At 40.1% G+C, this 14,356-nt stretch carries 17 protein-coding genes; 2 read left to right on the plus strand and 15 right to left on the minus strand.

The genetic code is table 11. The features are described 5' to 3' along the window. Positions 1 to 228 precede the first annotated feature (228 nt). Positions 229 to 822 (plus strand): ATP-dependent Clp endopeptidase proteolytic subunit ClpP, encoded by a 594-nt coding sequence (clpP, locus tag IEX94_RS18300; RefSeq protein WP_188859532.1) that lies wholly within the window; start codon positions 229 to 231, stop codon positions 820 to 822. Positions 823 to 868: 46 nt separating this feature from the next. On the opposite strand, the gene IEX94_RS18305 is transcribed toward clpP, so the two are convergent. The 7 genes from IEX94_RS18305 to IEX94_RS18335 all read right to left on the minus strand — a co-directional run bounded on the left by IEX94_RS18305 (position 869) and on the right by IEX94_RS18335 (position 7,608). Then, the gene (locus IEX94_RS18305; RefSeq protein WP_156855734.1) at positions 869 to 1,126 is read right to left on the minus strand and encodes an HPr family phosphocarrier protein; all 258 of its coding nucleotides are present in this window, start codon (positions 1,124 to 1,126) and stop codon (positions 869 to 871) included. Positions 1,127 to 1,339: 213 nt separating this feature from the next. Next, positions 1,340 to 2,290 (minus strand): DNA-binding protein WhiA, encoded by a 951-nt coding sequence (gene whiA, locus IEX94_RS18310; RefSeq protein ID WP_188859534.1) that lies wholly within the window; start codon positions 2,288 to 2,290, stop codon positions 1,340 to 1,342. Between the two features lie 273 nt (positions 2,291 to 2,563). After that, positions 2,564 to 3,517 (minus strand): gluconeogenesis morphogenetic factor MgfK, encoded by a 954-nt coding sequence (gene mgfK, locus IEX94_RS18315; RefSeq protein ID WP_188859536.1) that lies wholly within the window; start codon positions 3,515 to 3,517, stop codon positions 2,564 to 2,566. A 3-nt stretch (positions 3,518 to 3,520) separates the two neighbouring features. Next, positions 3,521 to 4,417 carry an RNase adapter RapZ gene (gene rapZ / locus IEX94_RS18320; RefSeq protein ID WP_229782795.1) on the minus strand — a complete coding sequence of 299 codons (897 nt, stop codon included), beginning with the start codon at positions 4,415 to 4,417 and terminating at the stop codon, positions 3,521 to 3,523. Positions 4,418 to 5,197: 780 nt separating this feature from the next. After that, positions 5,198 to 6,169 (minus strand): thioredoxin-disulfide reductase, encoded by a 972-nt coding sequence (trxB, locus tag IEX94_RS18325; protein WP_268239607.1) that lies wholly within the window; start codon positions 6,167 to 6,169, stop codon positions 5,198 to 5,200. A gap of 55 nt (positions 6,170 to 6,224) precedes the next feature. Continuing rightward, positions 6,225 to 7,220 carry a tetratricopeptide repeat protein gene (locus IEX94_RS18330; RefSeq protein ID WP_188859542.1) on the minus strand — a complete coding sequence of 332 codons (996 nt, stop codon included), beginning with the start codon at positions 7,218 to 7,220 and terminating at the stop codon, positions 6,225 to 6,227. 73 nt (positions 7,221 to 7,293) lie between these two features. Beyond that, positions 7,294 to 7,608 (minus strand): hypothetical protein, encoded by a 315-nt coding sequence (locus IEX94_RS18335; protein ID WP_156855729.1) that lies wholly within the window; start codon positions 7,606 to 7,608, stop codon positions 7,294 to 7,296. Positions 7,609 to 7,945: 337 nt separating this feature from the next. On the opposite strand from IEX94_RS18335, the gene IEX94_RS18340 reads away from it, so the two are divergent. Then, complete coding sequence (locus IEX94_RS18340; protein ID WP_188859546.1) at positions 7,946 to 8,533, plus strand: PAS domain-containing protein; 588 nt, start codon at positions 7,946 to 7,948, stop codon at positions 8,531 to 8,533. 539 nt (positions 8,534 to 9,072) lie between these two features. Here the strand turns inward: IEX94_RS18340 and IEX94_RS18345 are convergent. The 8 genes from IEX94_RS18345 to IEX94_RS18380 all read right to left on the minus strand — a co-directional run bounded on the left by IEX94_RS18345 (position 9,073) and on the right by IEX94_RS18380 (position 14,200). Further along, positions 9,073 to 9,585, minus strand: coding sequence for an acyltransferase (locus tag IEX94_RS18345; RefSeq protein WP_188859548.1), 513 nt, complete (start codon positions 9,583 to 9,585; stop codon positions 9,073 to 9,075). Between the two features lie 3 nt (positions 9,586 to 9,588). Then, a complete protein-coding gene (gene ppaX / locus IEX94_RS18350; RefSeq protein WP_188859550.1) occupies positions 9,589 to 10,224 on the minus strand; it encodes a pyrophosphatase PpaX in 636 nt (211 codons plus the stop codon). A 40-nt stretch (positions 10,225 to 10,264) separates the two neighbouring features. Continuing rightward, the gene (gene lgt / locus IEX94_RS18355; protein ID WP_188859553.1) at positions 10,265 to 11,122 is read right to left on the minus strand and encodes a prolipoprotein diacylglyceryl transferase; all 858 of its coding nucleotides are present in this window, start codon (positions 11,120 to 11,122) and stop codon (positions 10,265 to 10,267) included. 12 nt (positions 11,123 to 11,134) lie between these two features. After that, positions 11,135 to 12,070, minus strand: a complete 936-nt coding sequence (gene hprK, locus IEX94_RS18360) for an HPr(Ser) kinase/phosphatase (protein WP_188859555.1) — start codon at positions 12,068 to 12,070, stop codon at positions 11,135 to 11,137. Positions 12,071 to 12,505: 435 nt separating this feature from the next. Next, positions 12,506 to 12,847, minus strand: coding sequence for a phage holin family protein (locus IEX94_RS18365; RefSeq protein ID WP_188859563.1), 342 nt, complete (start codon positions 12,845 to 12,847; stop codon positions 12,506 to 12,508). Positions 12,848 to 12,849: 2 nt separating this feature from the next. Then, the gene (locus tag IEX94_RS18370; protein WP_156855724.1) at positions 12,850 to 13,044 is read right to left on the minus strand and encodes a PspC domain-containing protein; all 195 of its coding nucleotides are present in this window, start codon (positions 13,042 to 13,044) and stop codon (positions 12,850 to 12,852) included. 76 nt (positions 13,045 to 13,120) lie between these two features. Next, positions 13,121 to 13,798, minus strand: a complete 678-nt coding sequence (bshB2, locus tag IEX94_RS18375; protein WP_188859558.1) for a bacillithiol biosynthesis deacetylase BshB2 — start codon at positions 13,796 to 13,798, stop codon at positions 13,121 to 13,123. Between the two features lie 48 nt (positions 13,799 to 13,846). Next, positions 13,847 to 14,200: a YojF family protein gene (locus IEX94_RS18380; RefSeq protein WP_188859560.1), complete on the minus strand. Its 354-nt coding sequence runs from the start codon at positions 14,198 to 14,200 to the stop codon at positions 13,847 to 13,849. Positions 14,201 to 14,356 lie beyond the last annotated feature (156 nt).

Consider the following 14,356-nt stretch of genomic DNA (forward strand, 5'->3'; position numbering starts at 1 on the left):
ACCTTATATAGTGGTTTCACATAAAGTGTTGCATTTAATATTGCAATTTTGGGTATACTTATTTTACTACTGTTTATAAAGATAAATAAACGGGTAAGCTAGCATTTAGTCTGTTTTTATTTCGTTGAAGTCTTTCGTTTGACCTTTTTTGACCAATGGTATATGATGAAAAAAGAAAGCCCACTAGAAATACTAACGATTGACAATGTAAATAAGGAGGATATGTAAATGAATTTAGTACCTACAGTTATTGAACAAACGAACCGTGGAGAACGTGCTTATGATATTTATTCAAGACTTTTGAAAGACCGTATCATTCTGCTTGGTAGCGCTATTGATGATAACGTGGCGAACTCAATTGTCGCTCAACTGCTATTCCTTGAGGCAGAAGATCCTGGTAAAGACATCTCTCTTTATATCAACTCTCCGGGCGGATCCATCACAGCTGGAATGGCAATCTATGATACAATGAATTTCATTAAATCAGATGTATCGACTATTTGTATCGGTATGGCCGCTTCAATGGGGGCATTCCTGCTTGCAGCAGGTGAAAAAGGCAAACGCTACGCCCTTCCTAACAGTGAGATTATGATTCACCAGCCACTTGGCGGTGCGCAAGGGCAAGCAACAGATATTGAAATCCATGCAAAACGAATCATTGAAATTAAGCAACGGATGAATGAAATCCTATCTGAGAAAACCGGTCAGCCACTAGAAGTAATTGAGCGCGACACAGAGCGTGACAACTTCATGAATGCAGAACGTTCCGTAGAATACGGTTTAATCGACCAAATCTTAGAGCGTAAGCCAGAGGATAAGTAATACTATAAAAAGAACCCTTTCACTAATCAAGTGAAAGGGTATTTTTTTATTCTTTATTTGTGACGAAGGAGATTAAATGGTTTAAAGCTACCTCTTCATCTGGCCCATCGGCAATAATTTTTATTTCCTCACCATTTGCAATGGCCAAGCTCATTAATCCCATAATACTTTTTGCATTCACCTTTTTACCGTCTTTTTCTAAAAATAAATGCGAAGAGTAACGATTCGCTTCTTGCACAAATAGTGCAGCAGGTCTGGCCTGCAGACCTGAATCTAAATCAACCTTCACCAAATTCTCTACCAACTCAACTCATCCTCCCTGAAGTTTAGAAAACGCTACCATTTTACTTTTACTCAATATTTATCTTTATTATGTAGGCAATAAAATTATTCTGCTTACATCGCTTCGTAGCATTTTATCACTTAATATCCCAATCGGGAATGTTGCAACATTCCCGATCCAAATTTTTTAATTATCAGTATTATAACATGAAATACGGAGAAAGAGAATATCCTTTTATTTCTTCACAAAAATTTCACCTTGCCGGATTTTCTCTGCAAATTCATCTATTTTCTTTAGGCGATGATTCACACCTGACTTGGATATCTTTCCACTCCCCACCAACTCACCGAGTTCTTTCAATGAAACATCTTCATGTTCCTTTCGTAAAACAGCAATTTCCTGAAGTTTCTCTGGTAATTGGTCTAGACCGACCGTCTGTTCAATTAGCTTAATATTCTCGATTTGTCGGAATGCGGCTCCGATTGTTTTATTCAAATTAGCTGTTTCACAATTAACAAGCCGATTGACGGAATTACGCATATCACGCACGATCCGTACATCTTCAAATTTAAATAGTGCATTATGCGCTCCGATAATACTTAGAAATTCTGTAATCTTCTCCGCCTCTTTAATATAGACGATATAACCATGTCTTCTTTCAAGTGTCTTGGATTTTAAATCGAATGAATTTAATAATTCGCTTAGGGAATTGTTATGCTCTTCGTGGTAGTTGTAAATTTCCAAATGATAAGAAGATGTTTCCGGGTTGTTTACCGACCCGCCTGCAAGGAACGCACCTCTAAGATAGGCCCGCTTATTTGCGTCATGGTTAAATATTTCCGGTGAAATCGCCCTAATGATATCATACGGGGGTTGCATAATTTCCAAATCCTGCAAAACCTTTCGTACTCCTTCTTTCATCCTGACAATATAAATATTATTTTTCTTCAATTTCATCTTTTTCCGAACAAGCACTTCAATCGGTACATCATAATTACTCTTTATCAATGTATAGATTCTACGGGCAATCGCGGCATTTTCAGTCTGCACATCAAGAGAGTAGCGCTGCTTTGACACGGAAACAACTCCATTCATGCGGATCAATGCTGCAAGTTCAGCCTTCTTTTCAGTTGCATTCGATTCTATTGTTGTTAATTCTTTCTTAATTTCTGAAGCAAAGGACATCGTGTTCTCCTCCTTTACCTTCGATTCCTTCCCTCTTTTGGTTACGCAAAAAGGCAGGTAAAAATGACACTTCACAAAAGAAGAGGTTCTGCTAAAAACACCCACATTCTACAATGTAAAAATCACCACACACGCTAGTTAGCTTTTCCGCTCCCTAAGCACTACTTGCCGCCTTGAAATGTCATATAGGACGTACTAGAGGTCAGCGCTAGCAAAAACAATCGCGTTTTGAGCCTGCCTCATTCCTTTTCCGCCTTTTTCCTATCTACTCTTTTATAATAAGGAATATAACAGCTTTGCAATCTTATCCGTATCATGACGAAGAGCGGGATGTTCTTTGTTAACAATATCCCCTTCGATAATTTCAAGTCCAAATGCAAGCAATTTATCGGTATCGTAAATAACGGGTTCGGCATTCTCTTCCGCATATTTTTCCTTAATCGTATCTTTAATCGGTTCATTGTGTACGACGATCGCATCAACGATTCCTTTCCCGATATGACGGTTAATCGCCTCCACATGATCAGATGCTGTATACCCCGTCGTTTCACCAGCCTGAGTCATCAAATTACAAACATAAACAATTTTAGCTTTTGTCTGCTCCAATGCTTCTTGTACACTAGGGACAATCAGATTGGGCATTATACTCGTATAAAGACTGCCTGGGCCGATGACAACTAGATCAGCCTCAACAATTGCCTGAACTGCATGACTGAATGGTTTTACAGGTTCAGGACTTATAAAAACATGGTCAATCCCTTTATTTGATAACGGAATATTAGATTCACCCGAAACAATTGATCCATCTTTCATTTTAGCATGAAGCGATAGATTTTCTGTGGAAATTGGATAGATGGTGCCTTTTACGTTCAACACACGGGAAATCTCTTTTATTCCATCATAAAAGTCGCCCGTGACAGAGGTCATCGCTGCAAGCAATAAATTGCCCAGGGAATGACCAGACAAACCATTTCCTACTTCAAACCGGTGCTGAAATAATTCAACTAACATCGGTTCTGCATCCGAAAGTGCAGCAATTACATTGCGAATATCTCCAGGTGCAGGGATGGCCATCTCATCCCGCAATCTCCCGGTACTTCCGCCATCATCTGCTACCGTAACAATTGCAATCAAATCAATTGGTAAATTCTTTAACCCCCGTAGAAGGACAGGCATTCCTGTACCTCCACCGACGACAACGACTCTTGGTTGTTTATCCTCATTCATGCCTCAACTTCCCTTTCTCTTATCGATATCGCGATGACTGATATGGGTAATATAATTCCTTGATAATTCCTTAGCGAAGTGTTCAGCGAGAGCAACAGAACGGTGTTGTCCTCCCGTACATCCAATCGCGATGACAAGTTGTGATTTCCCTTCTTTCTTATACTGTGGAAGCATGAACTCTAATAAATCTAAGACTTTATCAATGAATTTCTGCGTGTCCGACCATTTGAATACATAAGAGGATACTTCTTGATTCAGACCGGTAAGTGGCTTAAGATGGCCTACATAATGAGGGTTCGGTAAGAAGCGGACATCAAAAACCAGATCCGCATCAATCGGGATCCCGTATTTAAAACCGAAAGAAACCATATTGATGGAGAAGATTTCCTGATGTTCTTCAGAATATATTTTCAAGATTTTATCGCGAAGCTCTCGCGGTTTCAAATCAGTCGTATCGATAATTCGTTGTGCACGTCCTCTTAATTCATCTAATATTTCTCTTTCCTGCTTAATCCCTGTAAGCGGCAAACCGCCAACAGCTAATGGATGGGAGCGCCTTGTTTCTTTATAACGGCTCACTAGTGCTGTATCTTTTGCATCTAAGAAAAGGATGTGTTCCTTTACCCAATTTTCTTCACTTAGTGAATCTAATGCTTCGAATAAGGAATCGAAAAATTCCCTGCCCCGCAAGTCCATCACGAGGGCAACTTTTGTAATGTTATTGGTAGAATCCTTCATCAACTCCAGAAATTTAGGTAGTAATGTTGGTGGTAAGTTATCTACACAATAAAATCCCAAGTCTTCAAAGCTCTGTACTGCTACTGTCTTTCCTGCTCCTGACATTCCGGTAATAATTACTAATCGCGTTCCTGTGTCTAAGCCCATTTCCGTCTCTGCCATTTCTAATCGCACTCCTTTAGAGGAACTTTTCTTCGCTTCTTGTTCTTATATCTATCATATGCTATTCACGAACGAATTTAAACTATATTAATTTATTTTTATTCAAACAGCTAGGTACACTTTTCATTACTTCTTTCGTTCAGCGTAAGTACAACTGCCTTCTGGAGGTCCGCAGTCCAGACACCTCTCGCACCTGCTGAGCGGCTGGTGAGCCTCCTCGGGCTGGCGCCCTGCGGGGTCTCACCTATGCCTATCCTCCTGCTGGAGTCTCGAGGTGTCTGGACTGCTCCGAGGAAAGGCCAAATTAGGAACACTTATTATTATCCCTGAAGCATAATGCTTATCGTGAGAAAATAATCTCCATTTAGAATAATCATGTATACCAGTTCAGTTGCCCGGTGGACGGTGACTCCTGCGGGAATAGCACGGGTCCGGAGACCCCGCAGGGCGATAGCCCGAGGAAGCTTCGGCTGTGCCTTAGGATGCGCATCCGTCCACCGGGCAACTGAACGGCGATTAGAGATCTAGCCAAGAGAACGTCTAATCACTTACGCTGAATGAAAGGGATGGTGGTCCATTTAAGATTCGACAGGTTGCAACAAATTTTGATGGGGATTCATTTTTTCGTAAAGTAAAAAAAATGCACAGGTGTAGCAACCTGTGCACAAAAACTAATTTATCTATTAAAAGGGGGTCAATTAGTTATAAATAGTGTACCCAATTATTGTTGCATACGGGTTACAGGAGCGTTAAGAAGTAATGACTTTTCATTAACTTTCTTTACGATTGGGTCGTATCAATTACTTCAGGTAAATTTTCCACATAGCTGATTGCCTCTTCAGCAGCGATACTGCCGTCTCCAGTTGCTGTCACAATTTGTCGTAATTTTTTGTCGCGAATATCCCCAGCTGCAAATACGCCTGGTATTTTCGTCGCCATATTTTCGTCCGTTGGAATGTAGCCTTCCTCATCTGTAATTCCGAGGGACTGGAATGGCTCACTTAAAGGTTCTGTTCCAATGTAGATAAATACACCATCTGTTGGGAAGTCAGATTTCTCACCTGTATTCCTATTTTCTAACGTAACACTCGCTACTTTACCATTTTCTCCGTTTATTTCAGTAACGCCAGTATCCCAGATGAATTCAATTTTTTCATTATTGAATGCTCGTTCTTGGAGAATCTTTTGAGCTCGTAGTTCATCACGACGGTGGATAATTGTCACTTTACTCGCAAATCGAGTGAGGTACATTCCCTCCTCAACTGCCGAGTCGCCCCCACCGACAACGACAAGATGTCTTTCCTTAAAGAATGCCCCGTCACATACCGCACAGTAGGAAACTCCGCGTCCGGCTAATTCCTCTTCGCCAGGAATGCCTAACTTCTTATGCTCTGCACCTGTTGTAATGATTAATGATTTGGTATTATATTCTTTATTGCCTGCAATAACGGTTTTATAGTCTCCGTGGTCAACAACGTCTTTAATATCACCGTATGCATATTCGGCTCCGAATTTCTTCGCATGTTCAAACATTTTATTTGATAGGTCTGGGCCAAGGATATGGTCATATCCAGGGTAGTTCTCCACATCTTCCGTGTTCGCTACTTGACCTCCTGGAATTCCGCGCTCGATCATCAATGTTTTTAAATTTGCTCGTGATGCGTAGACAGCTGCAGTCATACCAGCAGGACCTGCTCCAGCTATGATCACATCATATAAAATTTCTTCAGACATGTTTATCGCCTCTTTTATAATTGTTCTTATGTTGAGTTTATAATAATCTACGGTTTTTCGTCTATCTATCTGCTCACGACTCCTGCCAGGGTGCTACGTGATCTTGAAGAGCTCGATGCTTCAAGCAGCCATCCTCCCATAAGTCGATGGCAAGTTCTTTTTTCCCTATATGGTAACAAGTGATGCTGAACCATTTATAAAAAGATAAATGCCCACGTGCCATACCCCGATTAATTCTTGTAAATCGTCGATAAGCTACGTCATAGTTCCCTGTTTTTGCCATCGTCACCGCAAGCTTAATCTGTTGATCCGCATGGAGCGGATAGACATGGATCAATTCATTTATGATTTTCTCATATGCTTCATGCTGCTCTGCTTCATAGTAGAACAGCGCAAGATTAATCATACTATGCAAGGAATTGCCCACTTCTTTAAAAATCTTCATTTCCAGATCAATTGCCTTCTGCTCTTCTCCGGTATAGAACAAGGCTTGCGCATAATCATGTCTCACAACAAGATGATCCGGAAATAAGAGGAGCATCTCATGAATGAGCGGGATTGCTTTCTGCCATTCCTCATTCTCCATCATATAGAAGACTGTCTCCTGATACTTTAGCAAGTCATCTTCCTCTTCTAATAACCAATCATCGAATTCTTCATCTTCCAGTTCGAATTCGATGAGCTCCATCAGCATCTCCGCTTCTTCACCGAACTCCCCCTCCGGTTCCTTCTCTAAATACGTTTTCGCATATTTCATGGAATCATTGAGAAGCCCAAGATGTGCATAGTTATTCGCAAGTAAATAATAACAATCTACATAATCATTGTTCTGTAATACATGATTTAATAATTGATTTGCCCTGTGATACTTCCCTGTTTCTGTATATACAACGGAAAGCTGGCATTTATATAAAGGATTCGTTGGATCTGAATCGATCGCTTTCGTTAACCACCTTACAGATTGGTCAAATCTCTGCTTCTGGAATGCTTTAACTCCTTTTGAGAAGTAAAATTCCGCGTTCGGAATAAACGGAAGAAGCTTATTTGCTTTTTTACGCTGTTTATTCATTAGCCTGCTCCTAAAATTGACATATGTTTTTAGTATAACACATTTCCTTTTATAGGCGAACTTGGAACAGTACCTAAAGGTAGGTAATTGCAACATCCCTATGTTGCCCTACTTTAAGCAAAATTCGTTTTCTCGGAAACAACCAAACAACGGTGGCTGCCATATAGGCTATCACATGTGATGCATTTAATCGATTTAAAATACACCAATCCAGTTCGGCAGATGGGAATGTCACTTGGAGTATAGTTTGTTTTGTTTCATTTATAAGTTCAACTAATGCCCGGAATTTATTCTTTTTCCAAACAAATCCCAACAAAATTTTATACTTATCTTTTAAAAATAGAGCTTCAGCCTCTAGGGTGAGAAATTTCAGTTTAAATAGGAACATAATCTTTTCCCGAAATTACAATTCTCCAGATGGATATGAAGGAAATGATCTAAGAAAGTTTCCCCTGCACTTTTTAGCTTAATATACGTACGATTTAATTACTAGAAAAAAAGCTACGTCCGACTGGTTTTAATGACTATTTTGTGAATCTTATCACATATTTGTTGTTGTTTCCGTTAGAGGTAAATTATACTTAAGTTAATCAAGTAAGGAAATATGAAAGTAGAAATGGGAGTGTTTATCGAAAGGTGCAAATGTGGCTGCACACCTCACTCTCAAAGCTGTCCGTATTTTGAAATGAGTCACAGAAAAAAAGATACTAGGAGGAATTGTTAAAATGGATCATAAAACAGTGAAAGATGGAAAAGTAATTACGATGGATGAATTAATCACTGAAAATGAACGTCTTGCTAATGAAGTAAAACAATTAACGGAAAAGGTCGCGGAACTATCTGAGCAACCTAAAAACCTGGAGGAACAACTATCCACTCGGCAACTATGTTTTGGCGGAGGGCACCTGACCGCGCATGAAGCTAACCACCTTCTCAACAATCTGCCATTAGAAATTTCATTTATTGATAAAAATGATATTGTTAAATACTTTAATGAAAGATCGGAGTCGCCAGAGGAGATGATGTTTGTCAGAACAAAGGATATGCTTGGTGCTGATGTAGCCGACAGTCATCCTTCAAAGAGTCACGGAAAAGTGATGCCATTAGTTCGTGACCTTAAAGCAGGGAAGCGCGATATTGAAAGTATGTGGTTTAAGAAAAAGAATCAATACATCCATGTTTCTTTTAAAGCGATTTTTAATGAAAATGGAGAATATCTAGGAATTATGGAATATGTCCAGGATATCCAACCTTTTTTCGAATTGCCAAGTGAAATGAAAGTAGGTCTTCGTGAGCTTGATGAATCAAATTAAAAATATGTTTTCCCATGTGCTTACTTTTGATGGGAAGTACATTTTGCCTCCTATCAAATGCAATCAAATTAATTAATGCAAGATATCCTTGGGCAGCGCATTTCTTACGTAAGTGTACTCATACATCCGCTTGATTTTAACAAATTGGACTTTTGGTGATCCCGGTGAGAATTTGGTTTACTAACTCAAATACCAAGTATAGATATACCTAAACGAATGGTTTATATGGTAAGCTCCAAAAATAAACGAGAGAGGGCAAATGCATTTTTACAATATGCGATAATTAAAAATCGGGGAGAATAGGGTGATTGTCAGGGATTATAACGCGATTGATGAGACTGCTTGGGTAAGATGCCAAACGCGTGCATTTTTACAGACTGCCTATTTTGATAATGTATTGATTTTCGGAAATGGTTTTAATGCAACGCTAGTGTCTTTCCCTCTGCACCAAAAAAGCGGCACATATTACATGTCCCGCTTCGGCCTAAAACTAAACTGAACTTCTCAACCATTCCATTCGTCTCACGATACGAATATATTTATTCTTGTTTTTTCCGTTCATCCATTTCTTCTTTCGTATATATGATTCGCATCGGGTTTCCACCGACAAATGCGCCTGCTGGAACATTTTTATGGACGAGTGTTCCAGCAGACACCGTAGCACCATCGCCAATCGTAATTCCTGGCAGGATGGTTGAATTCGCGCCGATCAGCACTTCATCTCCTATTGCCACTTCCCCAAGACGGTATTCATTAATCAAATATTCATGGGCAAGAATCGTCGTGTTATAACCGATAATACTATTCCTGCCTACTTTGATTTTTTCCGGAAACATAATATCTGGCATGACCATCAAAGCAAATGCGGTCTCCTCCCCAACTTCCATTCGTAAAAAAGTTCGATATAACCAGTTTTTCATCGCGAGAAACGGTGTATAGCGGGCAAGTTGGATAATAATAAAGTTTTTAACAACTTTAAGAAACGGGACCGTTTTATAAATCTGCCACAGGGAATTGGAATCTTTTACAGGATACGCTTTCGTCTTACGCATCGGTTACACACCTACTATTTGAAGGAGATCTGACATATCTTCAAGCATATATGTCGGCTCATATGTAAGTAATCGGTCCCTTCCCTTTTGCGACCAGCTAACAGCCGCGGTCCTTACACCGGCATTGTGGCCTGATTCAATATCATGGGAATTATCTCCAACCATAATCGTAGACTTACTCTCTCCCCCCAGCTCCTCCATCGCTTTAAGAACCGGTTCTGGATGAGGTTTTGCATGTGTCACTTTATCTAACGTAACAATAGAATCAAAAAATCCGGTCAGCCCTGTTTTCTTCAAGCCCATCTCTACACCTTGTCTAATCTTTGTCGTGACGATTCCCATTTTAATATTATTCTTTTTCAATACCTGAAGTGTTTCCAGCACATTCGGAAATGCTGTTACATATTGGTCATGATAAAGGTAATTATGGGCCCTGTACGTTGCTACCATCTCATCTGACCGGACTGGATCGATTTTCTTAAATGTCTCCACAAGTGGTGGACCATTAAATTCAATAATTTCCTCATCCGTAAAGTCTAATTTAAAATGTTCAAAAGTATGTTTAAAAGATGCAACAATCAACTGATTCGTATCAATGAGCGTTCCATCCAAATCAAAGAGTATTGTCCGCGTGTTCATGCTTCAGTTCCTTTCTGGGTTTCATATTTCCTTCTAAAGCTTAACGTTTTTTCTTCTTTTTCTTCCGGCTTTTCTTCGACTCCGGTATATCCAGATACCTTACCGGTTCCGTTCTACGGCGATAGATGATCAAGATAATTCCTACCACGATTAATGTCACCGAGACAACCTGTGCAGTCCGTAAGCCTTCGATAATATATAAGCTGTCCGTTCGCAAACTTTCAATAAAGAAGCGTCCAACAGAATAAAATATGAGATAGTTTAAGAATATTACGCCGCGCGTCGGGTTATATTTCCGAAGCAGAAGCAAGAATATAAATACAAGAATATTCCAGATGGATTCATAAAGGAACGTCGGGTGATACATGACGCCTCCAATCGTCATCTGATTCATAATAAAATCTGGTAAGTATTGGAGAAAATTATTATAGGCTGCTTCTGAAACAGGTCCTCCATGGGCTTCCTGATTCATGAAATTTCCCCAGCGGCCAATTGCTTGTCCAAGAATCAAGCTTGGTGCGATAATATCGGCAAGCTTCCAAAATGACAACTTTTTCACTCTCGTATATACGATTGCTGTCAGAACTCCGCCAAGGACCGCGCCATGAATCGCAATTCCACCTTCCCAAATCGCAAACACCTTCCAAAACGGACCGTCAGCATACCGTTCCCATTCAAAGGTAACGTAAAAAATTCGTGCAGTTATAATCGCGATTGGAATGGCATATACGACAAAATCAATAATCGTATCTTTATTCCAACCGAGCCTCTCCGCTTCTCTCGTTGCTAAATAAATTCCAAGTAATGCTCCAAAGGCAATAATGACGCCGTACCAATAAATGGTAAAGGGTCCCAATTCAAGCATAACCCGGTCTAATGGCTCTACCGTATAAATCAAAAAAACACCCCTCTATTCCAACATGTTACTTTCATTTTGAATGATATCTGTTAACCGCTCGGAAAATTGTTCGGCGGTGTTTATTCCCATGAGTTTGAGCCGGAAGTTCATCGCCGCCACTTCAATAATAACAGCTAAGTTTCTCCCAGGTCGTACAGGTATTGTTGCTTTCGGCAATTTGACGTCCATAATTTGCAACGTATCTTCATCAAGTCCAAGACGGTCATACTGCTTTGTGTCATCCCAGTTTTCAAGATGAATGGCGACAGAGATACGTTTTTTCGTCCGTACTGCTCCCGCACCAAATAAAGTCATGACATCAATAATCCCTAATCCACGAATCTCCAGCATATGTTCAAGGATTTCAGGTGAGCTGCCAACAAGGCTGTCATAATCTTCTTGGTAAATTTCCACACTGTCGTCCGCAACAAGGCGATGACCACGTTTCACAAGCTCCAGTGCTGTTTCACTCTTTCCAACACCGCTTTGCCCAGTAATCAACACGCCTACACCATAAATATCAACGAGTACACCATGCATTGAAGTAGTCGGCGCGAATTTCCCTTCTAAGTAGTTGGTTAATCGACTTAATACCCGGGTTGTCTTCCGGGGAGAACGCAGAATCGGGACACCAGCTTCATTCGCAGCTTCAATCAATATTTCTGGGATATCCATGCCACGTGAAACAACGATTCCTGGTGTGATATCTTCGCAAAGTTTGATAGCCCGGTCGCGTTTTTCTTCATCGGATAGTTCTAGAAAATAAGCCATCTCGGTACGTCCAATTAATTGCAGTCTCTCTTTTGGATAAAAATTAAAATACCCTGTCATTTCTATTCCCGGTCGTGATATATCACTCGTAATGATCTCTCGATTGATTCCTTGGGCTCCAGCTACTAGTGTTAATGTAAAGTTATCAAGCAGATCTTTTGTACAAACCCTCACCATTATCTTCCCTCCATATAAAGATGGAAATCTGAACAAGTCGTGAAACTGTATCAACCATCGCTCTAGGAATATACAGTGCTTCCCGTGGACAGCTAAGTGAGTCTTGACGCACAAGACATGCTAATGCTGGCGTTTCCACAGTACGTATGTAATAGTCCGCCACATGCTATCTTCTTGAGAGGGCTCACTTGTGCCGTCCGACGAACAGAATGTTCTAGTTCCAGCGTTGGTTACAGAACGTAAGCATACTTTAGTTACCCCATAGGAGTCTCCATAAAATTGCGAAGTAGGCAAGTAGTTTGTTCAGATTTTATCCATGCTTAGGTATAATGTTCCGATTCAATACTTTTAATGTTAACTTATAGAAGTTTCACTTTATTGTAGCATAAGCCCGCGAAAAATCGTAGGCAGGTGGCCTACGATTTTGATTGACGTTTATTCTTTCACCAAACCACCGAGCACAAGAGTGATAAGCGAGATAATGATGGAAGCGATAAAGGCAGTGCCAAAGCCATCGATGACAAAGGAAGATCCCATCAATGCCTGGGTCGCCATTAGTGTGATGGCATTAATAACGAGCAGGAACAATCCCATTGTTAAGATTGTGATTGGTAAGGTCAGGATGATCAGAATCGGCTTCAAGAGCACATTCAATATTGCTAGAATGATACTTGCTAATATCGCTGTACCTATTCCTTCAATATAGAAAGAAGCAAAGATTTCATTCACTATTAATAGAGCGACTGTATTGAGTCCTAGAGATATCAGAAAGCGCATCATTAGTAAATCTCCATATCTTTAGGGATAATCAGTGCTGCAACTAAATAAATTAATGCAACCGTAGTAAAACTCGGGATGAGCAATATGACGAAGATGACCCGCAATACAGTGGCATCAACGTTTAAGTAATCAGATAAACCTCCAAATACTCCAGCCACATAGCGGTTATCAGATGAACGATAAAGTTTTTTCATAAAATTCCCTCCTAAGCATAACAATACTTACCTGTTATACGGATAAGCACGAAGAAAAGTTTCGTATGAATTGCATTTAATCATTATACTTCCATACATAAAATTGCTCGGTCGAGAAATTGTTTGCTACTTCTTTTTTAAATTCTTCCTCACTAAAACCTGGTTGCATAAATTGTGATAAAACTCCTGCAGCTTGGGTCTTATGAGCATAAATCGCCTTCAGCTTCGTATCGATTTCCGCACGAACATCATTCTTCACGTCAGGACTTCCCAGCACATCCTCAAAATTCCTACTAATTGCTTGTGCCCATACGACTGGACGCTCGCTCTTATCCATCATACGAACCGCTTCAATCGCAGCTGCTCCAAGTGCATTATGGTCCGGGTGAACTGCATAATCCGGATAATGCGTGATAACTAGAGACGGTTTTATTTGATCGAGATATTCTTTAAGATGAGTCGCAACCGTCGTCAGGTCTTCAAACTCAAGAGTCTTATCCCTAAACCCGAGCATCTCTACTTCCATATCCAAGACCTTCGCAGCTTCCAGTAATTCTTCCCTTCTAATTTGCGGTAATGTTTCCCTGTTTGCGATTGGAGGATTTCCCATATTCCTCCCCATTTCACCTAATGTTCCGCATAAGTATGTCACAGGAACACCTTGTTTTCGGTATTGGCTTATTGTACCCGCTGCACCAAATGATTCATCATCTGGATGCGGATAAATGACAACAACATGTTTATGTTTTCCCATTTCTATCACCTATTTTCTTATCATTCCGTTTAAAAACAATCTTACTCCTTAATTTGGAAATGGCTGTTCACTAATTTGCAGTGCCACCATTAACCTGCCTTCCCTATCATGGCCAGCGAGCAATAATTGCCCTTCTTCCGTTACGATCCAATCCGTTAAGCCTTCAGCATAAACCCAACCGATTTCCAATTTGAGACCTACTCGGTATACACTGTTATTTTCAACGATTTTAGCATTTGTAAATTTCACTTCAGCATTTCGGATGAAAGCTCCAACGTTATATGCTTTTTCATTTATATGACTCGCGTAAGCACCGTTAGTTGTTTCAAGATGGAGATAAACAGATTTGTTTATGTAGTCATCCAAACATGCTTGAACTTTTGATACATTAATAGGTTCCATTCCATTTTCCTCCTACATAACTCTAGTTTAAATGTACATAATCTAAAGGTTGACGTCAAAAATTACGGCCTGATAAAGTGAAACTTCATTCAATGGGGCATTCCTTACCCCACTGAAACAATCATGGCTACGCTTTGCGTATCCACAAACTATAAT

The organism is Oceanobacillus indicireducens, assembly GCF_014647195.1.
In the GTDB taxonomy this organism is placed as follows: Bacteria; Bacillota; Bacilli; order Bacillales; family Amphibacillaceae; genus Oceanobacillus; species Oceanobacillus indicireducens.